Here is a 26,554-nt window from a genome sequence, read left to right as displayed (position 1 = left end):
GGCCGCTTCTGTCAGCGGCCGAAAGCTGACTGCAGACGGATCTGGCGGAGCGAAGCAAACGGGGCGAGAATAGGCACGTGGCCCCTCCACGCGCCCGCGGGACCGGCGACACCCTGAACCAGGACGCCCGCAAAATCCAACGCGTCTACCTCACATTGACGCTCGGCAATACGGTTGCGGCGTCTTTCATCTGGGGCATCAATACCCTGTTCCTGCTGGACGCCGGGCTGAGTAACCTTGAGGCCTTCGCCGCCAATGCTTTCTTCACAGCCGGCATGGTCCTCTTCGAAATACCCACTGGCGTAGTGGCCGATGGCTGGGGACGGCGCACGTCGTTCCTTCTGGGGACCGTCACGCTGGCGGCATCCACCTACTTGTACTACCTTCTGTGGCAGATCTCGGGTGCTTTCTGGATGTGGGCTGTGGTCTCCGTCCTCCTGGGCCTGGGATTCACGTTCTTCTCCGGGGCCGTTGAGGCATGGCTTGTTGATGCCCTTCGTTTCTCCGGCTATGAAGGCGGACTTGAATCCGTACTTGGCCGGGGCCAGATGGTCCAGGGCGTGGCGATGCTTCTGGGTTCCGTGGCCGGCGGCGTGATCGCCCAGGCCACCAACCTTGGGGTGCCGTTCCTGCTCCGCGTCGCGGTGCTGCTTGCCATGTTCGCCGTCGCCTTCGGACTCATGCACGACGTCGGCTTCTCACCGGAGCGTTCGACGCACCCGCTACGGGCTACCCGTGCCGTACTGACGGCGTCGATCGAGAACGGGCTGAAAAACCCGCCCGTACGATTCGTGATGCTGGCCGCGCCCTTCAGTGCCGGCGTCGGCATCTATGTCTTTTATGCGTTGCAGCCCTATCTTCTTGACCTCTTCGGCGACCCGCAGGCCTATTCAATCGCCGGTCTTGCCGCCGCGATCGTGGCCGGCTCGCAAATCCTTGGCGGTTGGTTGGCACCTCACGCCCGGAGCCTTTTCCACAAACGCACTTCTGTACTGATCCTGGGCGGGACGGGTGGCTGCGTGATCCTGCTGGTCTTAGGGATCACCCACAGTTTTTGGATCGCCTTGGTACTGTTGGCGCTATGGGGCGTGGTGGGATCTGCCGTCACCCCGGTCCGGCAGGCGTACGTGAACGACATGATCCCTTCCAAACAGCGGGCAACTGTCCTCAGCTTCGATTCTCTGATGGGCTCGAGCGGTGGCGTCGTCATTCAGCCATTGTTGGGCCGTGGCGCAGACCTGTACGGATATCCGGCGTCGCTGGCCATGGCCGGAGTCATCGAACTGCTTTCCGTGCCGTTCCTGTTGGCGAGCCGCAAGCAGGGCGCAGCGGCAGACCGGTCCAGCACTCCCGATTCCAACCCGAACAATGAAAGCGCGGACACTACGTGATCTCACTGCACCAGGACGCCCAAGGCTTCATCCGCATGAAGCGGCACTTCCCATCAAGCGTTACTGTGGCCATCGAGTTCACCGACGGAACTCGGGAAATCTTCGCCGCAAGCCGACTCAACGGGATCTTTGATGAGGCGTTGGCGGCCTACAGGGCTGGAAACCACCTCGACGCCAAAGGCTTCAAGCGCGGGCCCGTCAAAAAGCAGCAACAGGGAATCGAATTTGTCCAGGTCTCGCCGGGAATGGGCCAACCTCTACCTTCGCCCTGAGGCATGGTCAACGCAGAACGGCGTCCATGGCCTGGCTTCAAGCCGGCCTTCCGGGATGTCCACCCCACAGACTTCACAGCGGCCATAGGTGCCGGCGGCGATCCTCGCCAGGGCCGCATCGATGTGCTGGAGGCCCTCCTTGCTTTGGTCAAGGAGGGCGGACGCCTGCGACAGCTCGAAGGCTATGGTGCTGCCCTCCGGATCATGTTCGTCGTCCACATTGGAGTCCTGGCGGGCGGCATTGACCGACGTGATGTCGCTCCGGAGATCTGAGAGCAGCAATAGCCTGCGTTCTCGTTCTTGCTCAAGGACAAGCCGGAACCGTTCCGCGTCAACCATGTCGGCTCACAGTTCCACGGTGTCACTTTCGCCCACGCTGAAGCGTGAGTTGGTTACTTTGGACTTGACCCACTGGAGTACCGTGGCTGCGGTACCACCGGGGCTGGTCCAGTATTCAGCGGAATCTGAATCCACGTGCAGGAGGCAAACCTCGGGAGTGTCAGGGCCGTCAGGGAACCACGCCTCCACAACCTGGTTCCAGAGCTCATGGATTTTTGCGCGGTCCGTGACAACCTCGGCAGTTCCGGCGACGGAGACCCACTCCGTATTCTTGCCGAAGGAAACGTTGACGCGGGAATCCCGGCGTATGTGGGCAACCTGGGAGGTGCCCAGTCCTGTGAAGAACCACATGTCGCCGTCGTCCTTGACGTCCTGGACAGCCAGCGGCCGGCTGACCAATGCGCCTTCTTCATTGATGGTGGTCAACATCCCGATCCTGGAATCGTTGATGATGCCGGTGACTTTGCTGATGCCCTGCTCTTCAGTCATATTCCGCTTCACTTCCTTTTCCTCCGGGGACTTTCCCCACTCGTGCAGCCTATTAGTAAGTTTCCTTATTTACTAGGCGGCCGTGTAAAAGCCGGCACGGAGAACAAGGAAGGGGACTTCTTGGGAATCATGACGGCGCCCCATCCGTTCTGTTGATAAGAGGCGTGCCGACCGCAAGCCTGCCCGGCATCGGGCGAACATCGTACGAGGAAGTTTGGGGACTGCCATGATGTTGAATGAAACCATTGCCCACCTCCGTGCCGCGCACCTGATGGTCCGGGACGCCGAGGAATGGGACGCCTTGTCGACAGCCCTCATGGACGCCTACAGCGCCAACGATGAAGAACTCATAGAGCAGCTCCAGTCCCCGTTTCTGCAATCATGGCGGACGGTCACGCGATATGTCCTCCGAGACACCTTCGACAACGCCGGCATCTCTGTTGCCGAGCCCAACGACCCATGGGGCATCGCGATTCTGACTTCACGCGGAGTGACTGCCGAACCCGTTCTCTGCACAAAGGCGCCGACAGGACGCCACAGCGCTTTCGAAGCGCCGGCCAGTCCGGTCGCCGGGGCTCTCTCAGGCCTGCGCCTGATGACATTCCCGGAGACCATGGACCACTACGCCGAGTCCTTAAGGCCTTTGTTCAGCGAACTGGATGCCCGGCAGGTCGGTTAGCCTCCACCACCTCTGCCGAGTGGAGTATCGATAACGCGGGGAACGTACTCCAACATTTGAAGCCGGCCATCAAACGTCCGGCTCTCCACCATGTCCAAAGCAACATCCGGGTACCCGTCGTAGATCCGCTCGCGGCCGGTCTTGCCAGTGATCACCGGGAAGACCACCAGACGGTATCTGTCCACCAACCCGGCTGACAGCAAGGATCTGCACAGACTCAAACTGCCCAGGGTGCTTAAGGTGCCGGTACGCGTCTGCTTCATTTCCCTTACCGCTTCCACGGCATCCCCGGAGACGAGTTCGGAATTCGGCCAGGCCAAGGGCTCTTTCAAGGTGGAGGAGAAAATGACCTTGGGAACGGCCGCCAGGCCCGCCAGGCTGTCGCCTTCTTCCTTGGAAAATCCGGAGTCCGCCTCGCCCGCCTGCCCGGACATGCCCGACATGAGCCGGTAGGTATTCGCTCCCATGAGAGTGGTGACGTCCTTCTTGGCCTCTTCATCGAGCCAGGCAAGGTATTCCGGACCCTCAAGGCCCCACCATCCCGGCCACCCCTCGGCCGAGGCATAGCCGTCCAGGGAAATAATCAGATCCACCAGCAGGGTTGCAGTCTGATCGCTCATGGCAGTCCTCCCGGTACGGCGGTCAACGAAAGCACGCGAACGAAAGCCCGCGCGCAAATGCTAGCCCAGCGCCGGACAGCCGTTCAAGGGGGAACGCTAAAGTGCCACCAGCACGAGTCCTCCGAGCGTGCTGACAATTCCAATGCCCGTGAGGATCCACCCCAGGATCAACACTGTATGGTCGAACCGCGGCGGCTCCAGCGAACACCGTGAGGGATGGCAGGCATCGTAGTGAACCACCACGGGACCGGAATCAACCCCGCCCTCCGTGGCCGCAACGTCCAGCAGGACCTTCCGCTCCTCCTGGTCCTGGTCCATCCACTGCAGCCCCAGGTAGCCTCCGGCAGCGAACCGCTCGCCGTCGGCAGTGACCCATGTGCACCGGCGTCGGGCGATGATCCATGCCCAGACCAGCAAGGGCACGCCGGGGACGAACCCCACCCACGTCATCATCTCCAGGATGGGGCCCAGAAAATCCACGGGCCCGGTCATGACTCGATCCTAGAGGCGGCAAGTGAACATCGGGTATTCGGCGGGGTGGAAGTCCGGCCCCGGGCAGACGTGCAAGGCTTGTTCCATGGACCTGGAAATCTCCCCATCCCTGACGATTCCCTCGTGGGAGCTGAGCTGGCGGTTCTCGCGTTCTTCAGGGCCGGGCGGCCAGCACGTCAACACCACTGACACCAGGGCCGAGCTGACGTGGGATGTTGCTGCTTCTGCTACTTTGACCGACGAGCAGCGGCAGTTACTGCTCAAAAACCTGGCAAAGCGTCTCGTGGCCGGCGCTGTTACCGTGACCGCTTCCGAGGACAGATCACAGTTGCGGAACCGTGAGCTCGCGCTCGCCAAGCTGGCCGGGCTCATCAGGGCTGGATTGGTTCCCGCGACGGTCCGGCGTGCGTCCAAGCCCACCCGCGGTTCGGCACGCCGTCACCGGGTGGCCAAAGAGCACCGATCCGCAACCAAGCAACAACGACGGCGGCCTGCCGCAGATTAGTGCGAACTCCCCTGTTGGTGAACGGATCCTGGTGGGACCATACAGTCATGGCACCCATACAGCGCATCCGTCCCGAGGGGCTTGTGTCAAGCCCGGCCTTCAGCCACGTTGCCGTGGTTCCGCCGGGCGCGACCACCATCTACATCGGTGGGCAGAACGCCGTTGACGCCAGTGGAAGGCTCATTGGCGAAGGGGACGCGGCCATCCAGTCCGCGCACGCCCTCGACAATGCTGAAACTGCCCTGCAAGCGGCAGGTGCCAGCCTTGGTGATGTCATCCAGTGGAATGTCCTGTTCGTTGAAGGAGCCGACCTCGCGGCAGGATACGGGGCAATTGCGTCCAGGCTTGCCTCAGACGAACCACCCTTGGTGACCGCGGCCTTTGTCGCCGGGCTGGGTGTACCCGGCGCCTTGGTTGAGATCAGCGCTGTGGCCGCCATCGAGCGCGACTAAGACCGGCGGCCGGCTATGCCCCCGGCTGCGCCCCAGGCCGCATGGGCCACACAGTCCATCAGGCCGATAGAGTCGTACCAATGGACAGTAAACTGACAATCGCCAGCGGGACCGAAGCCGCCCAACCGCCCCTGAACTCCGGCGACCTTGACGGTGGTTTCGTCCAGGTGCGCGGAGCCAAGGAGAACAACCTCCGCAACGTGGACGTCGATGTTCCACGCGACGCTATCGTGGCCTTCACTGGAGTGTCGGGATCCGGAAAGTCCTCCTTGGCTTTCGGCACAATCTTCGCCGAGGCCCAGCGACGCTATTTCGAATCCGTCGCCCCCTACGCCCGACGCCTGATCCAACAGGGCCACAACCCCAAGGTTGAGTCAATCACGGGGCTGCCGCCCGCCGTCGCGCTTCAACAACGCAGGGGAACGGCAACCGCCCGGTCAAGCGTCGGCACGCTGACAACACTGTCCAACTCGCTGCGGATGCTCTTCTCACGTGCAGGCAGGTACCCGGAAGGGGCAAGCCAGCTCGACTCCGACGCTTTCTCGCCGAACACGGCCGCCGGCGCGTGCCCCGAATGCCACGGCCTGGGCGTGGCCCACACCGTAAGCGAGGAATCCCTCGTCCCTGATACGTCCCTGAGCATCAGGGACGGTGCCATCGCAGCGTGGCCGGGAGCCTGGCAGGGCAAGAATCTCCGCGACATCCTCAGCCACTTGGGATACGACGTCGATACGCCGTGGAAGAAGCTCCCCCAAAAGGACCGCGACTGGATCCTCTTCACCGACGAACAACCGGTGGTGGAAGTGACGCCGCAAAGGGATCGTGTGGCCAAGCCGTACAAGGGCCGTTTCTGGAGCGCGAAAAGCTACGTCCTGCACACCCTCGCGGATTCCAAGAGCAGCACCATGCGAGACCGCGTACTTCGTTTCATGGAGACGGGACGGTGTCCCATGTGCGGAGGCAGCGGACTCAGGCCGGAGGCGTTGGCGGTAACTTTCGTAGGCAAGACCATCGCCGAACTCAACGCGTTGCCCATGACCGAACTGGCCCGTCTGATCCGTCCCATCACGGAGGCCACCTCGGCCAGCACAGCATCCCGTACCCAGACCTCCGGCGAGACCAACGAGGTAGCAATCGCCATAACCCGCGATCTCCTCAACCGCATCACCGTGCTGCTGGACCTGGGCCTGGGGTACCTCGCCTTGGGCCGTCCGACGCCCACCCTCTCCCCCGGCGAAATGCAACGCCTCCGGATCGCCACGCAGCTCCGCTCCGGCCTTTTCGGCGTGATCTACGTCCTGGACGAGCCCTCCGCAGGCCTCCACCCGGCCGATGCCGAACCGCTCCTCGCCGTGCTGGACACGCTCAAAAGCTCCGGTAATTCGGTGTTTGTAGTCGAACACAACATGGACTTCGTTCGCGCCGCTGACTGGTTGGTGGACGTGGGGCCGCACGCCGGCGAAGGAGGTGGCCAGATACTTTACAGTGGCCCTGTGGCGGGGCTGGAGGCTGTGGCGGATTCCGTCACCCGCCCGTTCCTTTTCCCTGACGGCGCCAGCGGCGACCGAGCCAAAGAAGCGGCCGACGACGGCCATGTCGCCACCGGGACCGGACACACGCCCCGGGAAGCAAAGGAAGCCCGGGCAGCCAGGGAAACCACCAACTGGCTGCAGCTCAAGAACGTCCACCGGCACAATCTGCGGAACCTGGACGTGGATTTCCCGCTGGGCGTGATGACGGCGGTAACGGGCGTCTCGGGATCCGGGAAGTCCACCCTGGTCAGCCGGGTACTCGCAGACGTGGTGGGCGCCGGGCTCCATCCGGAGTCACCCGGCGACGCCGGTGCTGGTGGCATCGAAAACCTGGCCGTGGACGCCGGGGCCGCGGACGCGCCGGCATTGGTGTTAGGCCTTCACCAGCTCGACCGGCTGGTCCAGGTCGACCAAAAACCAATCGGCCGGACCCCGCGTTCCAACCTGGCCACCTATACCGGGCTGTTCGATGGGGTCCGGAAGGAATTCGCGGCCACCGACGACGCACGCGCCCGCGGCTTCGGAGCCGGCCGGTTCTCTTTCAACGTAGCTGGTGGCCGCTGCGAAACCTGCCAAGGCGAAGGGTTCGTGGCAGTGGAGCTCCTGTTCCTCCCCGGCAGTTACGGCCCGTGCCCGGAATGCCACGGTTCGCGGTTCAACCCCGAAACACTCGAGGTCACCTACCGTGGGAAGAACATCGCCGACGTCCTGGGCATGACCGTCAATGCCGCAGCTGCCTTCTTGTCCGATCTGCCGTCCGTGTCCCGCAGCCTGCAGACCCTCAAGGAAGTTGGCTTGGGATACCTGCGGTTGGGTCAGCCCGCAACGGAACTCTCCGGCGGTGAAGCCCAACGCATCAAACTGGCCACCGAGCTCCAACGCGTCCAACGCGGCCACACCCTGTACCTGTTGGATGAGCCCACCACCGGCCTGCATCCCGCCGACGTCCAACTCTTGATGGCGCAGCTGCACAGGCTGGTCGATGCCGGCAACACGGTAGTGGTGGTCGAACACGAGATGGACGTGGTGGCCGGGGCGGACTGGGTCATCGACCTGGGCCCCGGGGGCGGCGACGCCGGCGGTGAGATCATGATCGCAGGGCCGCCGGCCGTCGTCGCGCGTTCCACTTCGGGACGAACGGCACCCTACCTCGCCGCCGCCCTGGGCCAGTAGGCTAACGCCGGGGAATGTTCCGGAGATTGCTGCGTGCCATGCTCACGGCTTCTCCGGCGCCCCGGTTCAGGACCACCTTGGACATGGCCGTGGCGAATCCAATGACCTGGGATCCGGAAATCTTCGGCGGAATGGACAGCGCATTGGGGTCGGTGATGAGTTCCACCAAGGCTGGCCCGGGATGGGCGAACGCGGCGCGGTAGGCACCTTCAATGTCGGCGGGGTCCGTGACCCGCACGGCGTGGAAGCCCAGGGCCTTGGCCACCGCGGCATAATTGGCGTCGGGAACATCCACGCCGAAGTCCGGCAGCCCATCCACCAGCATCTCCAGCTTCACCATGCCCAAGGTGGAGTTATTGAACACAACCACCTTCACAGGCAACTGGTGTGCGGCCACGGTCACGAGCTCGCCGAGAAGCATTGAAAGGCCTCCGTCACCGGAGACAGACACCACCTGTCGCTCCGGATAGGCCACCTGGGCGCCGATGGCATGCGGAAGCGCGTTGGCCATGGACCCATGGAGGTAGGAGCCGATGAGGCGACGGGTCCCCAGGGGATTGATGTAGCGCGCCGTCCAGACGTTGCACATGCCGGTATCGGCGGTGAAAACCGCGTCTTCGGCCGCTACCTGGTCCAGGAGCGAAGCGGCATATTCCGGGTGGATGGGTTGTTTCTTTTCCACTTTGCGGGTGTAGGCCCCCACCGCCTTGTTCATCAGGCGATCGTGCTTCTTGAGCATCTGGTCGAGGAAGCGGCGGTTCTTCTTGGGCCGGACCAGTGGCAGGAGGGCGTTCAGGGTGGGCAGCACGTCACCGTGAACGGCAATGTCGACGTCGGTGCGTCGCCCCAGGCGCTGCGCCGCCCGGTCCACTTGGGCTGTCCGGGTGTCCGGAAGGAACTGGTCGTACGGGAAGTCCGTCCCGAGAAGGATCAACAGATCCGCGTCCTCGATGCCTTCCGCCGCAGCTCCGTAACCCAGCAAGCCCGTCATGCCGATATCGAATGGGTTGTCGTACTGGACAAAGTCCTTGCCCCGCAACGAGTGCCCAATGGGCGCGTTGATCAGCTCAGCCAGTGAGATCAATTCGTCGTGGGCGCCCGCAACGCCTGCTCCGGCGAAAATGGCCACCTTTCCGGCGTCGTTAATGGCATCCGCCAGCTCTCGGACACTTGCCTGGTCAGGCACCAGACTGGCGGGACGGAACGTCGCCGGAAGGGGCGTCGGTGCTGCCGCCTCAAGATCTGCAATGTCGCCGGGAAGCGTCACGACGGCCACTCCCCCCAGGCCAACCGCATTCTGGATGGCGCTATGCATGACACGTGGAGCTTGCTCGGGGGTGCTGATGAGCTCGGAGTACACGGAGCACTCGTTGAAGAGCCGGTCCGGGTGGGTCTCCTGGAAGAAGCCGCTGCCAATCTGCCTGCTCGGAATATGTGACGCAATGGCCAGGACCGGAGCGCCGGTGCGGTTGGCGTCGTACAGGCCGTTGATCAGGTGAAGGTTGCCTGGACCACAAGATCCTGCGCAGACGGCCAGCTTTCCCGTTAGTTGGGCTTCAGCCGCAGCAGCAAATGCAGCCGCCTCCTCGTGGCGGACGTGGATCCAGTCAATGCCCCCGTTTTTCGAGCCGCCTGTCTGACGGACAGCGTCAACAATTGGATTGAGGCTGTCGCCCACGATTCCATAAATCCGCTGCACGCCGGCAGCCTGGAGTTGTTCGATGAGTTGGGTGGCAAGTTCTTTGGCCATGCTGTGCAAGCTCCCTCAATTGTGGTGGTGGGCTGACATGGCCAATATAGTCGGCCAGCCTCATCAACGCCTGGGAGCAGGTCCGGCCTACGCCGCGAGCCGGACCTCGAACAGGCGCTCCGCCAGGCCCACGAGGTAGTCGGGGACGTCCTCCTCCAATCCCCCGGTTCCGTGTCCCAGGAACACGGCATTGCCGCTGACGGTGTCTTCCAAGGACGTGCCCGCTTCACGCATCAGGACCTCTGCGCGCGGATTCAGGGGCAAAGGAATATGAATTGCCTGGTCGTTCAGAAGGACATGCCAGCCTTGCCCGTCTATTGCTTCAAAATTTCCTTCGACGATTGACTGGCACGCTTCCACTGTTTGTCCGATTTCCTCCAGGCGAACCCGCTCAGCCAGGCGGGCAGGCACAATCAAGGCAACTATCTTTGGCAAAATCTGGTTTTCCATTGCTGCAACTCTCAATTCCAAGCGACAGTAACTGTTCTCTATGAAGCCCGCCGAGGGTTGGTGCCACCTGCTAACTGCCGAGGCCCCACGCCATTGTGGGCGGCCTCGGCACGGCTTATCGTTGGTTTTTCCTGGGCTTGGAAAAGACGGTGTCGCTTGTTTCAGCCTTTGCCCGCTTTTCCGCACGCTTTTCCAGAATGGTCTTGCCCTGCTTTTTTATTTTTGCACCATTGGGTGATTTACCGGACATTTCCATCTCCTTTCCATCTCCTTGTTCTTTGCTTATGACAACACCATACCTACTTATATTTTTAAAGCCAGTCCGCGGATTATCCCTACGCAGCAGACAGCCAAGGTTTCGATTTTTCCTTCCCCGCGCTCTGGTTGGATCCGATGTTCATTGCTAGCGTGACCGCATGAGCCCCTCCAAGACACCGGCGGAGATACTCGACATTGGCGGCGCCGAAGTCCGTATCTCCAACCCGGACAAAGTGGTCTTTCGCGAGCCAGGGTTGAGCAAGCTCGATCTTGTCCGCTATTACCTGGGCGTTGCCGAAGGTGCACTCCGAGGGGCCGCCGGCAGGCCGATGGTGCTGAAGCGCTTCCCAAAAGGCATTGACGAGGAGCCTTTCTTCCAAAAACGGGTCCCGGAAAACCACCCCGGCTTCATCGACACTGCAACGCTGCACTATTCATCCGGGACGTCTGCGGAGGAGACCGTCATACGTGATGCCGCGGGCCTGGCGTGGGTGGTCAACCTGGGGTGCCTGGACCTCAACCCGCACCCGGTCAGGGCAGAAGACCTGGAACACCCCGACGAACTCCGTGTCGATCTCGACCCCATGCCTGGGGTGGACTGGTCGCAGATAGTGGACACCGCGTATGTTGCGCGTGAGGTGCTCGGCGATGTCGGGCTGGTTGGCTGGCCCAAGACAAGCGGTTCACGCGGACTTCACATCCTGGTCCGGATTGCGCCCCGATGGACCTTCAGGGACGTTCGGTTGGCCGCCGAGACCCTCGCACGCGAGGTGGAGAACCGGGCGCCAGGGCTCGCCACCGCAAGGTGGTGGAAGGAAGAACGGGGTGAGAGCGTCTTCGTGGACTTCAACCAAAATGCCAAGGACCGCACGGTGGCATCCGCCTACTCCATTCGGTCGCGGCCCGACGCCCGGGTCTCCATGCCGCTCACCTGGGATGAAGTCCGCTCCGCGCGCCCGGAACAGTTCACGGTACTAACTGTTCCGGAACGATTCGCCGCGATAGGTGATCCGCATTCCGGAATCGATGACGCGGCCGGCTCGCTGGACGGGCTGCTTGCCTTGGCCGCAGAACTCGGCCCGGCTGAGAAGGCACCGCGTGCCGGTGATGGTTCCGGCCGACGGACATCCTCAATGCCTCTGATCGAGGTAGCGCGGACCAAGACCAAGCCTGAAGCGCTTAAGGCCCTCGAGCAATGGAAGGAACTTCACGAAGGCGTCGTTCCCAAACTGCATCCGGCAGACGTTCTGATCGACGGCATGCGCGGATCGAGCTCCCTGTGGTACCGGGTCCGGGTCAACCTGCAGCACGTTCCGGAACCGGACCGCCCCCCACAGCAGGAGCTTATTGCCGATTACGACCCCTGGGCCGGCCGGGAATGGCCCGGAAAACCCTGACACGCCACGTCCCACGGTGGGAGTAGAGCTGTGCGCCAACATCACCCGAAGCGGTCCGGAAATCGAAGGGACCCGTGATGCAAAGCTTGTCCGTGTCCCTGGTCCTCATCGCGGCCATGGCCGTCGCAGCACCCCTCGCCGCACGCTTCGTGGAGCGCGCGGTGAAAGTGCCAATCGTGGTTTTCGAGATCGTCCTTGGCATGCTCCTCGGGCCCAGCCTGCTGGGTTGGGTCCAGTCCACCCAGTTCACTGATACCTTGGCCGACTTCGGGCTGGCCATGCTGTTCTTCGTCGCCGGCAACGAAATCGACTTCAGGGCGATACGCGGCCGTCCCCTTGGCCGGGCTTCCGCCGGCTGGGTCATCTCCCTGGCGGCCGGTGTGGCTGCCGGCTTTGCTCTGACGTCCGCAGCCGAGCCGGCGGTGATTATCGGCGTCGCGCTCTGTTCCACCGCGTTGGGCACCCTGCTGCCCATCCTGCGGGACGCCGGCCAGGCGAAGACGCCGACTGGCATCGCCGTCACCGCTTTGGGGGCCGTGGGCGAGTTTGGCCCTCTGGTCGCCATCTCGCTCTTCTTCAGCGGCAGGCAGCTGGGAGCAGCATCCGCAGTGCTTCTTGGATTCGTTCTCCTGACGGCAGCAGCGGTATTCCTGGCCTCGCGCTCACGGCACGTACTGTTCCATTCGCACATCACCCGGACACTCCACACCAGCGGACAGTTCGCCGTACGGTCCATCATGCTTATCCTCAGCTTGCTGGTGGTCCTAAGTACGCTGCTGGGTCTTGACATGTTGCTGGGGGCTTTCGCGGCGGGGGTGCTGTGGAAAGTTGCCATCGCCCGGGCGCCGGAGGCGGAGCGGACCGTCATCGAGAGGAAAGTCGACGCGATCGCCTTCGGGTTCCTGGTCCCGGTCTTCTTTATCGACACGGGCATTGACTTCGAGCTGGCTTCCTTGACGTCGAGTCCCCTGGCCTTGGCGATGGTTCCGTTGTTTCTCGGCTTGCTCCTCCTGGTCCGTGGATTGCCCTGCGTGCTGGCAGCGCCGGTGGGCGCCACGGCGGCCGCGAAGCGCGCGATCGTTCTTTTTGGTGCCACGGGTTTGCCGGTCATCGTGGCTGTCACGGCCATTGGCAGGGATCACGAGCTGATCTCCAGTGGCATCGCATCAGCGTTGGTCGGCGCAGGAATGCTCTCCGTCCTGCTGTTTCCGTTGCTGGCTCTTCGCCAGCTTCAGGGCACCTCATTGCCACGGCCGGCCCCGGAGAAAGAGAAACCCTGACCGTCGGGCTATTTCACCTCGGTGAGCGCGGAACCCTTATGGGCCGCCCGCGCTCCGGTTTTGTCCGATTCCACCACGTATTGCGGCTCGTCTTCGCTGGCGCGGTGGGTGTTGCCGTCCAACTGGAAGTCGCTGGTTTTCTTTTCAATGATTTTGCCGTGTGTCTTGCCCTGGGGAGTGTTCCACTCAACGTGGGTTCCAGCTTTCAGTGCCATGTCAGCCCTTTCGGTAGAGGTTCAGCGTCCTGTCCAAGGCGGCGCTCCCGCAGCTGCCCTGCTCGCAGCCCCGCCCCTTCCCTGCCCGTAATACTCCGCAAGCCTGGCCAACCCCTCGTCGAGGGACACCTCCGGCGACCAATCGAGGAGCCGGCGGGTTTCACGCTGGTCAAACCAGTGGGCTGTTGAAAGCTGCTCGGCAAGGAACCTGGTCATGGGAGGTTCCTCCTCACGGGCTGCCCAGGTCCACAGTTTCTCAACCACGACTCCTGCCGCCCTCGCTGCAACACCCGGTACTGTCCACGACGGCGCCTGCACGCCACCCGCAGCACAGATCCCTGCCAGCAGCTCGCCGATGGGTCGCGGCTCACCGTTGCTGACCACCACGGCCCTGCCATGAACAGCATCCATCCGGTGCAGGGCGGCAACAATCGCAGACGCAGCATTGTCCACGTAGGTAGTGTCGATGAGGGCTGCACCGGCATCCAGGAGGGGCAAGCGGTTGCTATTGGCCCGCGCCAGGACGCGCTCCACCAGCTGCGTATCGCCGGGACCCCACACAATGTGTGGCCGGACGGCGGCAACCCGGAAGCCCGGAGAATCCGCGGCCAGGGCCAGCAGCTCTGCTTCCGCCTTGGTGCGTGAGTAGTGACCGTGGGCGCCCTGGGGGTCAGCCGGTTCGGCACCGAGACCGGCGATCGCCTGCCCGGAGTTCGCCACCGATGGAGAAGAGACAAACACGGTGTCCCCCACTCCGGCCGCGCGCGCGGCGTCAATCAGACGCTGGGTTCCTTCGACGTTGATGGCATGGAAGTCCTCGGCACGGCCGGCGAACGAGACCTTGGCAGCCAGGTGGATGATCCCTTCCGTGCCGTCCACGGCGCGCATGACGGCGGATCCATCCGTCACAGATCCGCAAACATCCGCAGCGCCGACAACTCCGGAAGGCCGTCTCTGGAAGGTGGTCACGTCATGGCCCTGCCGGACCAGCAAGCGGGCCACTTCGCCCCCGAGCAGCCCGCTGGCACCGGTGACAAGGACCCTCATGGCGTTCCCGGACGGCCGCCGGCCAGGACGCGCGAAGCCCATCGGGCCAAGCGGGCCCTGTCGATCTTCGCGTTGTGCCGGATATCGGTCGGCTGGGCAGGTACCGCCAGGACGGCCGACACCTGGACGCCGGCATCATGCGCCGCGCGCCTGACGTGGCCGGCAAGCTGCGGCGTGGCCGGACCCGCTTTGCGGACAGGCGGGACAGTTTCGACGACGGCGGCAACAGCCTGGGTGCCGACCGGCCCCACTCCCACGATCGCAGCCAGGCGGATGCTATCCAACCGTTCAATGGCTTGCTCAGCGCCCACCGGTGTCACCACAGCGCCGGGCGCGGTCACGACGTGGGCGAGGCGGCCTTCCACCCAAAGCCGCCCAACGGCGTCGAAATGGCCTACGTCACCGGTGCGGTGCCATCCAGCAGGATTGACGCTCACCTGCTGGGTGAGCCAAAGCCTGTCATAGGCTTCCTTGACATGCGGCGCGCTCACCAGGATTTCGCCGGTTACGCCCGGGCTTGTGACGGGAACCGACCCGGACGCCGTACCGTCCGCTTCCAAGGGGATGATCGCCAAGCGGGCACCCTGCACCGGCGTTCCGACGCACACGCCGTTCCCGGCACCGGGAACAGATCCGGCTGCCGCTTCCGCTTCTGCCGCCTGGATTTCCTCGAGGCTGATGTCCGTGACCGGGAGTGCCTCCGTCATGCCATAGGGGGTGTGCAACGACGCTCCCGGCAGGATCTTCTGCACGTCAACAAGCAATGGTTCGGGCACCGGCGCCCCGGCGGACAAGAGCATGCTGACACGGCCCAACGCCGCACGCCCTGTTTCGTCCAAGGCGTCGCCGGTGGCCACGACATTGTGGAGGGCCGCAGGCGCGGCGAAGACCACCGTAGCGTCGATGGCAGTCACAGCATCAGCCAAGGCCCGCGCCGTCAGGGTCCGGGGGGCCGTAACATCCATGTCCGGAGTGACGGAAACCGCGCCAAGCGCCGGGCCCAAGAGGGCAAACGGTGCGAACCCCGCAACGAGCCGGGACCCTTCCTTGATGCCGAACGTCCCGGCTACGGTATCCCGCATTGCCGTCAATTGGCGGTGCGTGTAGAGGACCCCTTTCGCGGGGCCGGTGGAACCGGAGGTGAAAAGCACTGCGGCCGGCGCATCGGGATCGCTTGATTCCGGTGATTGTGCTGCCGGTCTCGCGGCTCCCCGCCGCATTAGGGCGTCCAGTGAGGTTTCCACCCCGAAGGTACGACGCCGCACGGCCGGCAGGTCACGCACGCTGATCCGCCGTCCGGGCCACCCGAGCAGCGATGCCGCGAGCAGGGCCTTGTCGATACCGACGATGAAGTCCGCGGTTGCACCCTTCACCGCCCGGCTCAGGCCTTTGGTTCCCAGACCCGCATCAGCAACCACTACCACGGCGCCGAGGCGCAAACAGGCATACAGGGTGACCGTGAGATCCACACCGGGAGGGACCATCAGGCTCACGCGACTTCCCTTACCGACGCCCATGTCCCGCAGTCCTGCCTCGAGGTCCAGGATGTTCCGGTGCAGCTGGTGCCATGTCAGCGAGCGGCTGACAGTGCCGTCCGGACCCATTTCGGCCACAGCAGTTTCTGCACTGGCCGTTCCCGTTGCCAACACGTCAACAGAATCCCAGAACGGACGGAACCGGGGCGGGCCGTTCCCCTCGGCACTTTGCTGGCCTGGGTCGGGCAGGCTTGAGTGGCTGGAAAGGGCCTGTTGGCTGGAAGGGGTCGGTGCATTCCCGGCGAGCCACTGAAAGAGTGGTGACGCAATGTCCCGATCCTCGGCCACCAGGTGGCCGGCACCTTCAAAGCGGTGCACATCCGCGTGCGCGAGCCGGTCGATGAGGTCCTTGAGGTACCTGTCGGAGAAGATGGGATCCCTTGGGCCCCACATCATGAGCGCCGGGACCTTCAGGCCACGGAGGCCCTCCGCGATACTCTGCAGAGCCGGGAAACTGGGGTGCGTTGCATCTACCGGGATGTCGGCTACGAAGTTACCTACCCCGGCCCGTCGTTGCACGCCACGATAGGGCGCCATGTAGGCCTTGCGAATATCGGCAGCCAGTGGTGGGTGCGCGAGGGAATGGGTGACACGCAAAAAGGCGTCCGATGTCGTGGTTCCCCAACGGTGCACCGCAGGGTGCAAAGCGAGGCGAAGTGCCGGCGGGATGGGCGAACCGGACGGCTGATGGACCGCGGTATTCGTCAGGACCACGCCGGCCAGCTGTTCCTGGTGCGCCAGCGCCCAGCCGAGGCTGATCACTCCACCCCAGTCGTGACCTACTGTCGTGACCGGTCCTTGGAGCTCCAAGGCATCGCTCAAATCGCCAAGATCGTTGATCCGGTCCTGCAAGCGGCGGAAGGTGCCGGTTCGCTCGGAAAACCCCATGTCCAGTTGATCAACAGCCACTACCCGCCACGGATGGGCCGGGTTGGATCCGGCAGACAACAGAGTCCGCCACAAATAGGACCAGGTTGGGTTGCCATGAACGCACAGCAGCGTGCCAATGGGGGTCAGTCCCCGTCTGGCAAGCTGGGCACCGTTGTCCAGAATGTGCCAGCGCCGCGTGGTGCCGGGAGCATCCACTGCCGACGTTGACATGACGTCGATCGACCGGGACCATGCAGGATCCACGCCTGGCCAGCTGGTGGCTACCAAACGATCTCCACCATCCCCGCATTGAGGCCGGAACCCACACCCATGCACAAGATCCGGTCACCGGAATTCAGCGACTGGGCCTCAGCAGCGAGGGTCATGGGGAGGGAGGCAGGGCCAACGTTGCCCCAGTGCGGGAAGGTGATGGGGACTTTGTCCGGGTCGAGATCAATGGCATTGATGATGGCCTGCGTATAGGCATTGCTGACCTGATGGGTCACGTAGCGGTCCATGGCAGCCCAGTCCCAGTCGGGCATGGCCTCGTGCCAGGCATCCACCACCAGTTGAAGGCCGCCGTCAAGCAGGCCCTTCGTATCGGTGCTCATGCCGTCAATGCCGCCCACACACAATTCGTGGTGTTCGGTGCCGGCCCTCATCACTCCGCCCACCAGCCGATGCGCACCCGGGTGCTCGTTCGCGGGGCCGAGGACAGCGGCGGCGGCGCCGGATCCCAGTGTCAGGGTGGCGAATTCGCGGTTGAAATCGTCCCGGGTGGTCTCCGGCCGCTGCAGGCGTGCCAAGGTAGCTTCCTGGGTACTTTGGGCATCTTCACCATTGACGATCACGGCGTACTTAATCTGGCCGGAGTCGATCATGTTGGCCGCAAGGATCAAGCCGTTCACGAAACCCAGGCAGGCATTGGCCAGGTCAAAGTTCATGGCCGACGACGGCAGGCCCAGCTCGTGGTGGATCTTCACGGCAACAGAGGGTTCCAGGTTGCGCCTTGTCACCGAGGTGTTGATGAGCAGGCCGACTTCGGAAGCTTCGACGCCGGCCTCGGCCAAGGCTTTTGCCCCGGCATCCACTGCTGCATCGTCGAAGGACGTACCGGCTGCCCACCACCTTCGATGCGTCACTCCGGCCACGCGCTCAAGCAACCGCGGCGGAAACTTCAGCCGTTTCAGCGTGGCAGCCAACCTATGGTCGAAATCCGTCGAACTCACAATTCTGGGAGCTTCAACACTGCTCACCGAGAGCAATGCGGTATTGCTGTGCCGGAAGGTTGCATTCCCTGCCAAGTCGAGCCCCTGTTCGTTTCCGTCTTGCATTCTTGCGGTGACTGTACCCATCGATGCAAGCCCAAGACATTAACTATGCAGGTGAAAACCCCGTCGCGCATATTTGGCACCCGTTTTCATGCGTGACGATCCCCACGGCGCCCCTTCCACGAGGACTTTCTGCTGGCATAGTGTGGGCAGACGCCCAGGGAGGAGAAGCCATGTTGATCTGCGCAGCGTGCGCTGTCGAACGCGAGGAACCCGTACCCGATCTGTGCCCGATCTGCACCGACGAACGGCAATACGTGCCCGAAGCCGGACAGCAGTGGCTTTCCCTGGAGGGGCTGGCCACTGCCGGCCAGCAAGCAGTCTTGGTAGATAACGAACCAGGACTAATGGGAATCAGAACGCAACCGAAAGTCGGTATCGGCCAGACGGCCCAACTCGTCGTGACTCCCGCCGGTTCGCTGTTGTGGGATCCACCCGGATACCTGGACGACCACGCGGTGAACATGGTCCTGGGACGCGGGCCGGTCCTGGCGGTCGCGGCCAGCCATCCGCATATGTACGGAGTACAGGTGGAATGGTCACAACGGCTGGGCGGAATTCCGGTTCTGGTGCCAGAAGCGGATAGGGAGTGGCTGGGACGCCAGGATCCCGCGGTCTCCTTCTGGTCCGGAACGTTCGACATTGCCGACGGGCTGACACTCCACCAAACCGGAGGCCATTTTCGCGGCAGCGCCGTGGTGCACTGGGCAGCCGGGGCCGAAGGTCGAGGAGTCCTGCTGACCGGCGACAGTGTCTTTCCCAATCCGGACCGCCGATCCGTTTCCTTCATGCGGAGCTACCCCAACCACTTGCCGCTGTCAGGTTCTGTGGCGTTGCGGATCGCCGCCCAGCTGGACGAACTGACCTTTGACCGGATCTACGGCAACTTCAACAACGTCATCCGGTCCGACGCAAAAGCTGTTCTTCGGAACTCCGCCGCGCGGCATGCCGCATGGGCGCGGGGTGACTTTGACCACCTGAGCTGACAACGCGGTTGCACCAAAGCATTGCAGGAATGATGTGTCGCATGTCATACTTTTTTCGATACGCATCGACGATACGTATCGACAACATCATTTTTGTTCACTGCACATCACCGTTCAACAGAGCTTGAGGAGGCCTGGCAATGCCCACCAGCAAGGACGTTGCCCAGGCCGCCGGCGTTGCGCAGAGTACGGTGTCGTACGTCCTGAGCGGCAAGCGCCCCATATCCGAAAAGACCCGGAAAAAAGTCGAAGCTGCCATCGAAGAGCTGACGTACCAGCCGAACGCCGGGGCCCGCGCTTTGGCCGGGCGCAGGACGCGCGTGATCGGGTTGGTCATCCCCTTCATTCCAGAGCTGGAAATGGCTTCCCTCATGGAATTCGTTTCCGTGATTGCCTCAACAGCAAGGCAGTTCGATCACGACATCCTGCTGGTCACCGAGGACGAAGGCGCTGCAGGACTCCGCAGGGTGGTGGGCCAGCAGATCTGTGACGGCTTGATCCTGATGCAGGTGGAGGACGAGGACGAACGGCTTCCCGTAGCGAGGACACTCAATGTCCCCGTGCTGCTCATCGGCATCCCCCGGGATCCCTCCGGACTGGTCTGCATCGATGCAGATTTCGAGATGGCAGGCAGCCAATGCGTCCGTGACCTGGCAGCCGCAGGACACTCAGTCATCTCGATCATCGAATGGCAGCCGGCGGTCGTCAATCGCCACGTGAACTACGTTGACCGGTTCATGCGCGGAGTTGACCGAGCAGCCGAATCCGTGGGGGTGTCCGTACAGCACTTACCGGGAGGGGCTGACGTAGCAACCATCACGGATTCCGTGGACAAAGCGCTAGCTGCCACGAAAGGTGTGCCGGCCTTCATTGCGCCTGACCGCACCATCCAGGACATCCTCCGCCGCGCACTGGCAGCGCGTGGCCTAACGCCCGGCAAGGACGTTTCCATCATCGGCAGCGCTTCTCCCACCCTTGCCGAACTGCAGCCCGTGCCACTTTCAACCATCGATCTGCGCCCGAAGGAAGTATCACGGCGCGCTGTACAAATTATTTGCGAACTCCTCGAAACCGGAACTCCGGGACCACACGAATCCCTGGAATTGGTACCCACGGTGGTTACGCACCGTGGCAGCACGCTCCGTCCACCCCACGGCAGCTAGCATTTCCCCGCATTAACCCTGCCCCATTCCAGTATCAACAACTTTATCGATACGCATCGTCGATACGCATCGATGATGCCGCAACTACCTTGATCACCCGAAGAAAAAGGAACAGACAATGAAGTCAGCACATAGGAAAACCCGCCCCACCGCCCTGGCCGTCGCTGCCTTGGTCGGATTGCCGCTTGCCCTCTCCGGCTGCGGTTCCTCCTCCGCAGCATCATCCTCGGAAGCCGTCACCGAGGTCTCGGTCATGGACTACTACAACAACGAACCGGACAAGTCATTCATCGGCGACGCCCTCACTGCTTGTGGTACCAAAGCAGGGGTCACCATCAAGCGTGAGACCGTCCCCGGCAAATCACTCATATCCAAAGTGCTCCAGCAGTCGTCGTCCAAGACCCTGCCGGATGTACTGATGCTGGATAACCCTGATTTGCAGCAGATAGCCGCGACGGGTGCCCTGGCTCCCTTGTCGGACTTCAAGATCAGTACCGACAACTTTGCCGAAGGCGTCCTGAGTGCCGGAACGTACAAGGACAAGGTCTACGGACTGGCTCCCACAGTGAACACGATCGCCCTGTTCTACAACAAGGACATTCTGGACAAGGCCGGCGTTACGCCTCCCACCACCTGGGACGAACTCAAGGCCGCCGCGGCGAAACTCACCGCGGGAGACCAGTACGGGCTGGCCTTCAACGCCAACCCCACCTACGAGGGCACCTGGCAGTTCCTTCCGGTCATGTGGTCCAACGGCGGCGACGAGAAGAAGATCGACACCAAGGAGACGGAGCAGGCGCTCCAGCTGTGGACCGACCTGGTCAAGAGCGGCTCAGTATCGTCATCGGCACTGAACTGGACCCAGGCGGATGTGAAGGACCAGTTCATGGCAGGAAAGGCGGCCATGATGGTCAACGGTCCGTGGCAGATCCCGGCCCTGGACAAGCAGCCAACCCTGCAATACGGCGTCGTGAAGATCCCCGTCCGTGAAGCCGGGCAGACCGCGGTTGCCCCTCTCGGCGGTGAAGTATGGACCGTGCCCCAGACAGGAAACAAAGCCCGCCAAGCCAAGGCTGCCGAAGTGGTTGCCTGCCTGAACAGCGACGAGAACCAGTTGGCAATGGCCAAGGTCCGTAACACGATTCCGTCCAAGACCACCTTGGCCGACAAGTTCGCCAGCGAAAATCCCAAGCTCGCAACGTTTACTGAACTGATCAAGACAGCCCGCGCACGAACCGGAGAACTCGGCCAAGAATGGCCGGCTCAAGCCACCAAGATCTACACCGCCATCCAAACCGCACTGACCGGCAATGCCTCCCCCGCTGATGCCCTCAAGCAAGCCCAGGGCCAGTAAGCAGCCGGCCATGTCATTGACAACGGATGTATCTGAAACAACGGGACTCCCCCCGGGGAGCCCGCCCAAGGAGCACTCTCGGGTGACCCCACGGGGTCCGCGGCGGTTTGGCCGCCAACGCAAGGAACGTATTTTCCAGTGGCTGTTCCTCGTACCCGCCGTCATCTACATGGCACTGTTCTTCGGCTACCCCGTGGTCAAGAACGTCGTCATGAGTTTCCAGGACTACACCACGGCCACGTTCTTCACAGGAGAAGCCCCGTGGGTGGGGTTCGCCAACTACGTGACGGTACTGTCGTCGTCGTTATTCTCCACGTCGTTGCTGAATACCGCGCTGTTCACCATCGGCTCCATCCTTGGGCAGTTCGTGATCGGGCTCGCATTGGCGATCTTCTTCCAGCGCAAGTTTCCGCTCAACGGCATCCTGAGGTCCCTGCTTCTTCTCCCCTGGCTGCTGCCGCTGATTGTCTCCAGCGCCGTGTGGCGTTGGATCCTGGACAAAGACAGCGGAGCACTGAACCGCTTCCTGGGAGACATCGGCATCATTGATACCGGCGTTCCATGGCTGACCAGTACGTTACTGGCCCTGATTGCGGTGGTGGGTGTGAATATCTGGATCGGTATCCCGTTCAACCTGACCATTCTTTACGGGGGTCTTCAGGAGATCCCGGATGAGCTCTACGAGGCCGGATCCCTTGATGGTGCCACCGGATGGAAATCGTTCCGGCACATCACCTGGCCCATGCTCCGCCCGGTGGTCAGCGTGGTCTTGGTACTGGGGGTCGTGTACACACTCAAGGTGCTGGACATCATCCTGGGCCTGACCAACGGGGGCCCGGCCAACTCCACCCAAACCATCGCCACGCAGTCCTACGATGTGTCGTTCCACGAGTTCAAGTTCGGTGAAGGTGCGGCTTTGGGCAACGTGCTGGTAATCATTTCCCTGGTCTTCGCGGTCTTGTACCTGCGGGCCAGCCGACGCGCCGTGGACGAGTGAGGACCCCATGACAACCGCACTGCATGCACCCATACGCCGCAAGGCAGCAAGCACCCCGGGCCGCAGGAACTGGGGCTACACGGCGCTGGCCCTGTTCTTCCTGGCCATCATGCTCTTCCCCGTGTACTGGATGGTCAACGCTTCGCTCCAGCCCAACGGCACCACCCTGGAGACCTCCTGGATCCCGTTGAAACCCGATTTCACCGGCTACGCCACGGCCATCAGCGAACAGGCAGGGAACCTCGGGACGAGCCTGATCATCTCGCTGGGCAGCGTGGCATTAAGCCTTGCCATCGCGGCCCCGGCCGCGTACGCCTTGGCCTATTTCAAGGTCCGCGGCGCCGGAATAGTCCTTTTCGCGATCCTGATCAGCCAGATGATTCCGGGGATCGTGGTGGCCAACGCCCTGTACACCGCGTACAACGACCTCGGTTTGCTCAACTCCATCCCCGGCCTGATACTCGCGGATTCGGCGCACGGCATTCCCTTCGCGATCCTCATTATCCGCGCCTTCATGAACGGCATGCCGTCCTCGGTGATCGAAGCGGCACGGGTGGACGGCGCCGGACATCTCCGGGCGTTCTGGTCGATCGTCCTTCCGCTGAGCCGAAACTCGCTGATTACCGCGGGCCTGTTCACGTTCCTGTTCGCGTGGAGCGATTTCCTGTTCGCCCTCACCCTGACCACCACGGAGGCCGTCCGGCCGGTCACGTTGGGCATCTTCCAGTACATCGGCGCGTATGTGAACGACTGGAGTTCGGTCATGGCGACGGCGGTACTCGCCTCCATCCCGGCCATCGTCCTTTTGGTCGCGGCCCAGAAATACATCGCCGCGGGGACCACCGGCGGCGCGGTCAAGTAGACCGCCCCTCATCACTAACAAGGAGCATCACCATGTCTGACATCAAGCCCATCCGCGTCACCGTGTGGAGCGAGAACCGGCACGAGAAGCGCGACGAACTGGTCGCGAAGCGCTACCCCGAGGGAATGCACGGCGCCATCAAGGCAGGTATCGAGGAGAACCTGGGCTCCGCCGTCGAGGTCCGGACCGCAACCTTGGACGACCCCGATCACGGCCTCACCGAGGAAGTCCTCGCCAACACCGACGTCCTCACCTGGTGGGGCCACATGTCCCATGCAGACGTCGACGACGACATCGTCGAACGCGTCCACCGGCACGTCCTGGCCGGCATGGGGCTGATCGTGCTGCACTCGGGCCACTGGTCCAAGATCTTCACTAAGCTCATGGGCACCACCTGCACCCTGCGTTGGCGCTCGGAACAGGACCGTGAACTCGTGTGGACCGTGGACCCCACCCACCCCATCGCCAAGGGAATTCCGCACCCCATCGAGATACCCCAGCAGGAAATGTATGGCGAGTTCTTCGACATCCCCACCCCCGAGGAACTCGTGTTCATCAGCTCGTTCAGCGGCGGCGAGGTGTTCCGTTCCGGGTGCACGTTCCGTCGGGGCCACGGCAAGATCTTCTTCTTCAGCCCCGGTGACCAGGACTACCCCGTCTACCACCACAAGGACATCCGAAAGGTGATCGCCAACGCCGTCGAATGGGCCGTCACCGACCGCCCGGAACGCGCCGTCCCGGAACTGCTCCGCTACGACACCAACGACTTCTTCAACGGCAAGAGCTACCAGGGAGCCAACGCGTGAACACCCCCTTTGCCACCATCCCAGACGACGGGAACCGCCTTCGCGTCATCGTTGTCGGCGCCGGAGGGATGGGCCAGGCATGGCTCCGTACCGTGGAGGAATCGCCACTGGTGGATCTCGTCGGCATCGTCGACCTGGACCTTGAAGCCGCGCGTGCGGCTGCCGCGTCCTTGGGCCGTCCCGACCTCCCGGTCGGTGCACGCACCGCGCAGTTGGCGTCCGACGTCGGCGCCCAGGCAGTCATCAACGTCACCGTCCCGGCGGCCCATCACCCGGTCACCACCGAAGCGCTGGCTGCCGGACTGCCGGTCCTCGGCGAAAAGCCCGTGGCGTCCACCGTGGCGCAGGGTCTTTCCCTGGCAGCGGCCGCGGAACTGCATGGCCAGTTGTTCATGGTCAGCCAGTCACGCCGCTACAACAAGCACCTGTTTGAGGCCAAGCATCTGTCATCGTCCCTGGGGCCGGTCGGCATCGTCTCAGCCGAGTTCTTCAAGGCACCGCACTTCGGCGGGTTCCGTGACGCGATGGACCATCCGCTCCTGCTCGACATGGCCATACACCAATTCGACATGGCCCGCTTCCTCCTCGACGCCGATCCCGTCTCCGTGTTCTGCGAGGAATACAACCCTTCCTGGAGCTGGTATCGCGGCGACGCCGGGGCCACCGCGATCTTCGAAATGAGCGGCGGCGAGCGTTTCGTGTTCACCGGCAGCTGGTGCAGCCCGGGACAGGAAACGTCCTGGAACGCCTCGTGGCGCATCAGCGGCGAACACGGAACTGTGCTCTGGGACGGTGACACGCAACCAACTTCCTCGCTTCCCGGCACCTTCGAACCACAAGAGGATCCGGGACAGGAAATCGCTGGGTCATTGCGCGACTTCGTCTCCGCTGTCCGCACTGGAAGCAACCCCATGGGACGCGTCCACCGGAACATCATGAGCCTGGCCATGGTCGAAGCAGCCATCCTCAGCGCTTCTTCGGGTGCCCGCATCTCCGTGGATGAACTGCTGGAAGACTCCTACCAACAGGCGCTCCGCGCCGAGCGGGACCCCGACGTCCGGGGGGTCCTGCAATCGTGGACCTCGGTACGCAACGCGTTGACGGGTCAAAGCGTCAGGCTGTAGGCGGTCGACGCACGACGGCGGCAGGTCGCCGTCGTGCGTTGACGGCAGCTCGACAGGGCGACCGGAAACCGTCAGAGGTACTCGCCGGCCCGCTCGCGGGCAATCTCAAGAAGCGTGGTGTGGAACGCCACTTCTGCCGGTGCGTACACCTTGTCCTGACGTTGGGCCAGCAGTACGCGTCGCAGGGGCGCGCCGGCGCCAAGGCCCAGGACCCTGACGTCGGGATGCTGAAGCGCCACAGCTGTCTTGGGCACCATGGCTACGCCCATTCCGACGCTCACCATGGCTTGGGCTTCCTGGTAGTCATTGGCCAGGAAACCAATGGTGGGTTCAAAGCCGGCGTCGTGTGCGGACCGCTGGAGAACCTCCACTACGGGGTGGGCATCAGCGCGGACAATCCACGACTCTTTCCTGAGTTCGCCCATGGTTACTTCGTCACGGTCGGCCAACGGATGTCCTTTGGCGACGAGGATGACGGTGCTCTCCTGGAAAACCTCGGTGGTCCTGATGGAGTCGTCTTCGAAGGGGTTCCAAGGGTAGTCCCAGAGCAGGCAGAGGCCTGTTACTCCGGACTCGAGGTCCGAAACCAACTCATCGAACCGGGCACTTCGAACCGACAGGCTGATGGCCGGGTACCTCTTCTTGAAGGCGCGGATCACCACGGGGAGGAAAGATCCCGCGAGCGTGGGAAAGGTACCAATCGTCAGGGACCCCCGCCGCAGACCCGCGATCTGGTCCAGGTCCGACTGTGCTGCCCGGATCTGCCCGACGATCTTCCGCGCATGGCCTGCCAGTACTTGGCCGGCTTCGGTGGGAACCACACCACGGGAGCGTCGGTTCAGCAGCGGCTGCCCCACCTCTTGCTCGAGCTTGCGCAATTGCTGCGATACTGCCGACGGGGTGTACATCATGGTGTCTGCCGCGGCAGTGATGGATCCCTGCTCGACAACCTCCACGAGCAAGGCGAGCCTGCGGAGATCATATAAATCACGGGCTTCATCGTTAAGCATTTCTGCACCCTTCTGAATGATTGGTTCATTCTATACACGCCCCTGCCTCTGCGCGTGGCAGAAAGCCCGATCAACTGTCCCATCTCCGATGAAGATCATCGATTCAGCCATGCTCCGTCAGTGAATGAAGCGATACTACATACTCCTTCAGATATTGCACATTGTCTTCATGTGT

At 62.9% G+C, this 26,554-nt stretch carries 27 protein-coding genes; 15 read left to right on the top strand and 12 right to left on the bottom strand.

Annotated elements, in window-relative coordinates; genetic code table 11:
• The first annotated feature begins 77 nt into the window (after positions 1-77).
• Together JMY29_RS09530 and JMY29_RS09525 are read left to right on the top strand one after the other, a co-directional pair.
• Positions 78-1,391, top strand: a complete 1,314-nt coding sequence (locus tag JMY29_RS09530; protein WP_039241137.1) for an MFS transporter — start codon at positions 78-80, stop codon at positions 1,389-1,391.
• The gene (locus JMY29_RS09525) at positions 1,388-1,663 is read left to right on the top strand and encodes a hypothetical protein (RefSeq protein WP_018779643.1); all 276 of its coding nucleotides are present in this window, start codon (positions 1,388-1,390) and stop codon (positions 1,661-1,663) included. Before JMY29_RS09530 ends, JMY29_RS09525 begins: the two co-directional genes overlap by 4 nt.
• Here the strand turns inward: JMY29_RS09525 and JMY29_RS09520 are convergent.
• Both JMY29_RS09520 and JMY29_RS09515 read right to left on the bottom strand, forming a co-directional pair.
• Positions 1,649-2,002, bottom strand: coding sequence for a TraR/DksA family transcriptional regulator (locus JMY29_RS09520; protein ID WP_081623390.1), 354 nt, complete (start codon positions 2,000-2,002; stop codon positions 1,649-1,651). The two genes, JMY29_RS09525 and JMY29_RS09520, sit on opposite strands and share 15 nt — an antisense overlap.
• Before the next feature lie 6 nt (positions 2,003-2,008).
• Positions 2,009-2,491, bottom strand: coding sequence for a pyridoxamine 5'-phosphate oxidase family protein (locus JMY29_RS09515; RefSeq protein ID WP_055976131.1), 483 nt, complete (start codon positions 2,489-2,491; stop codon positions 2,009-2,011).
• Between the two features lie 226 nt (positions 2,492-2,717).
• On the opposite strand from JMY29_RS09515, the gene JMY29_RS09510 reads away from it, so the two are divergent.
• Positions 2,718-3,170 (top strand): hypothetical protein, encoded by a 453-nt coding sequence (locus tag JMY29_RS09510; protein WP_189075625.1) that lies wholly within the window; start codon positions 2,718-2,720, stop codon positions 3,168-3,170.
• Here the strand turns inward: JMY29_RS09510 and JMY29_RS09505 are convergent.
• A complete protein-coding gene (locus tag JMY29_RS09505; RefSeq protein WP_039241126.1) occupies positions 3,167-3,790 on the bottom strand; it encodes a dihydrofolate reductase family protein in 624 nt (207 codons plus the stop codon). The genes JMY29_RS09510 and JMY29_RS09505 overlap by 4 nt on opposite strands.
• A 96-nt stretch (positions 3,791-3,886) precedes the next feature.
• Positions 3,887-4,282 carry a hypothetical protein gene (locus tag JMY29_RS09500; protein ID WP_039241123.1) on the bottom strand — a complete coding sequence of 132 codons (396 nt, stop codon included), beginning with the start codon at positions 4,280-4,282 and terminating at the stop codon, positions 3,887-3,889.
• A gap of 85 nt (positions 4,283-4,367) precedes the next feature.
• On the opposite strand from JMY29_RS09500, the gene arfB reads away from it, so the two are divergent.
• The 3 genes from arfB to JMY29_RS09485 all read left to right on the top strand — a co-directional run bounded on the left by arfB (position 4,368) and on the right by JMY29_RS09485 (position 7,944).
• Positions 4,368-4,787 (top strand): alternative ribosome rescue aminoacyl-tRNA hydrolase ArfB, encoded by a 420-nt coding sequence (gene arfB, locus JMY29_RS09495; RefSeq protein ID WP_189075626.1) that lies wholly within the window; start codon positions 4,368-4,370, stop codon positions 4,785-4,787.
• A gap of 47 nt (positions 4,788-4,834) precedes the next feature.
• Entirely contained in the window at positions 4,835-5,239 is a 405-nt protein-coding gene (locus JMY29_RS09490) for a RidA family protein (RefSeq protein ID WP_018779650.1), read from the top strand.
• Positions 5,240-5,319: 80 nt separating this feature from the next.
• Positions 5,320-7,944: an excinuclease ABC subunit UvrA gene (locus tag JMY29_RS09485; protein ID WP_229778589.1), complete on the top strand. Its 2,625-nt coding sequence runs from the start codon at positions 5,320-5,322 to the stop codon at positions 7,942-7,944.
• Position 7,945: 1 nt separating this feature from the next.
• On the opposite strand, the gene JMY29_RS09480 is transcribed toward JMY29_RS09485, so the two are convergent.
• The 3 genes from JMY29_RS09480 to JMY29_RS20880 all read right to left on the bottom strand — a co-directional run bounded on the left by JMY29_RS09480 (position 7,946) and on the right by JMY29_RS20880 (position 10,394).
• Positions 7,946-9,694, bottom strand: a complete 1,749-nt coding sequence (locus JMY29_RS09480) for a pyruvate dehydrogenase (RefSeq protein ID WP_039241116.1) — start codon at positions 9,692-9,694, stop codon at positions 7,946-7,948.
• Positions 9,695-9,781: 87 nt separating this feature from the next.
• Complete coding sequence (locus JMY29_RS09475; protein WP_018779653.1) at positions 9,782-10,144, bottom strand: DUF3846 domain-containing protein; 363 nt, start codon at positions 10,142-10,144, stop codon at positions 9,782-9,784.
• A gap of 115 nt (positions 10,145-10,259) precedes the next feature.
• Positions 10,260-10,394, bottom strand: a complete 135-nt coding sequence (locus tag JMY29_RS20880; protein WP_267912674.1) for a hypothetical protein — start codon at positions 10,392-10,394, stop codon at positions 10,260-10,262.
• Positions 10,395-10,560: 166 nt separating this feature from the next.
• On the opposite strand from JMY29_RS20880, the gene ligD reads away from it, so the two are divergent.
• Entirely contained in the window at positions 10,561-11,799 is a 1,239-nt protein-coding gene (ligD, locus tag JMY29_RS09470; RefSeq protein WP_018779655.1) for a non-homologous end-joining DNA ligase, read from the top strand.
• Positions 11,800-11,876: 77 nt separating this feature from the next.
• Positions 11,877-13,079, top strand: a complete 1,203-nt coding sequence (locus JMY29_RS09465) for a cation:proton antiporter (protein ID WP_189075628.1) — start codon at positions 11,877-11,879, stop codon at positions 13,077-13,079.
• Positions 13,080-13,087: 8 nt separating this feature from the next.
• Here the strand turns inward: JMY29_RS09465 and JMY29_RS09460 are convergent, their stop codons facing one another.
• From JMY29_RS09460 to JMY29_RS09445, 4 genes are read right to left on the bottom strand one after another with little or no spacing between them, the layout of a single operon-like run.
• Complete coding sequence (locus JMY29_RS09460; RefSeq protein WP_018779657.1) at positions 13,088-13,294, bottom strand: hypervirulence associated TUDOR domain-containing protein; 207 nt, start codon at positions 13,292-13,294, stop codon at positions 13,088-13,090.
• Positions 13,295-13,315: 21 nt separating this feature from the next.
• Complete coding sequence (locus tag JMY29_RS09455; protein WP_079581364.1) at positions 13,316-14,341, bottom strand: NAD-dependent epimerase/dehydratase family protein; 1,026 nt, start codon at positions 14,339-14,341, stop codon at positions 13,316-13,318.
• Positions 14,338-17,034, bottom strand: a complete 2,697-nt coding sequence (locus JMY29_RS09450) for an alpha/beta fold hydrolase (protein WP_189075629.1) — start codon at positions 17,032-17,034, stop codon at positions 14,338-14,340. The genes JMY29_RS09455 and JMY29_RS09450 overlap by 4 nt, the downstream gene beginning before the upstream one ends.
• A complete protein-coding gene (locus JMY29_RS09445; protein WP_189075630.1) occupies positions 17,028-18,080 on the bottom strand; it encodes a 3-oxoacyl-ACP synthase III in 1,053 nt (350 codons plus the stop codon). The genes JMY29_RS09450 and JMY29_RS09445 overlap by 7 nt, the downstream gene beginning before the upstream one ends.
• Positions 18,081-18,250: 170 nt before the next feature.
• Between JMY29_RS09445 and JMY29_RS09440 the strand changes: the two genes are divergently transcribed.
• The 7 genes from JMY29_RS09440 to JMY29_RS09410 all read left to right on the top strand — a co-directional run bounded on the left by JMY29_RS09440 (position 18,251) and on the right by JMY29_RS09410 (position 25,369).
• Positions 18,251-19,063 (top strand): MBL fold metallo-hydrolase, encoded by an 813-nt coding sequence (locus tag JMY29_RS09440; protein ID WP_189075631.1) that lies wholly within the window; start codon positions 18,251-18,253, stop codon positions 19,061-19,063.
• 140 nt (positions 19,064-19,203) lie between these two features.
• Entirely contained in the window at positions 19,204-20,226 is a 1,023-nt protein-coding gene (locus JMY29_RS09435) for a LacI family DNA-binding transcriptional regulator (protein WP_039241106.1), read from the top strand.
• A gap of 118 nt (positions 20,227-20,344) precedes the next feature.
• Entirely contained in the window at positions 20,345-21,580 is a 1,236-nt protein-coding gene (locus JMY29_RS09430; RefSeq protein ID WP_189075632.1) for a sugar ABC transporter substrate-binding protein, read from the top strand.
• Between the two features lie 10 nt (positions 21,581-21,590).
• A complete protein-coding gene (locus JMY29_RS09425; protein WP_233460940.1) occupies positions 21,591-22,577 on the top strand; it encodes a carbohydrate ABC transporter permease in 987 nt (328 codons plus the stop codon).
• A gap of 7 nt (positions 22,578-22,584) precedes the next feature.
• Positions 22,585-23,439 (top strand): carbohydrate ABC transporter permease, encoded by an 855-nt coding sequence (locus tag JMY29_RS09420; RefSeq protein WP_039241100.1) that lies wholly within the window; start codon positions 22,585-22,587, stop codon positions 23,437-23,439.
• Positions 23,440-23,471: 32 nt separating this feature from the next.
• On the top strand, positions 23,472-24,245 hold the full coding sequence (locus tag JMY29_RS09415) for a ThuA domain-containing protein (protein ID WP_189075634.1): 774 nt from the start codon (positions 23,472-23,474) through the stop codon (positions 24,243-24,245).
• The gene (locus JMY29_RS09410) at positions 24,242-25,369 is read left to right on the top strand and encodes a Gfo/Idh/MocA family protein (RefSeq protein WP_189075635.1); all 1,128 of its coding nucleotides are present in this window, start codon (positions 24,242-24,244) and stop codon (positions 25,367-25,369) included. Before JMY29_RS09415 ends, JMY29_RS09410 begins: the two co-directional genes overlap by 4 nt.
• Before the next feature lie 71 nt (positions 25,370-25,440).
• Here the strand turns inward: JMY29_RS09410 and JMY29_RS09405 are convergent, their stop codons facing one another.
• Entirely contained in the window at positions 25,441-26,379 is a 939-nt protein-coding gene (locus JMY29_RS09405; RefSeq protein WP_018779668.1) for a LysR family transcriptional regulator, read from the bottom strand.
• Positions 26,380-26,554 lie beyond the last annotated feature (175 nt).

The organism is Paenarthrobacter nicotinovorans, from assembly GCF_021919345.1.
In the GTDB taxonomy this organism is placed as follows: domain Bacteria; phylum Actinomycetota; class Actinomycetes; order Actinomycetales; family Micrococcaceae; genus Arthrobacter; species Arthrobacter nicotinovorans.
Note: the sequence above shows the minus strand (reverse complement) of the source record. Positions and strands in the feature narration are given on the sequence as shown.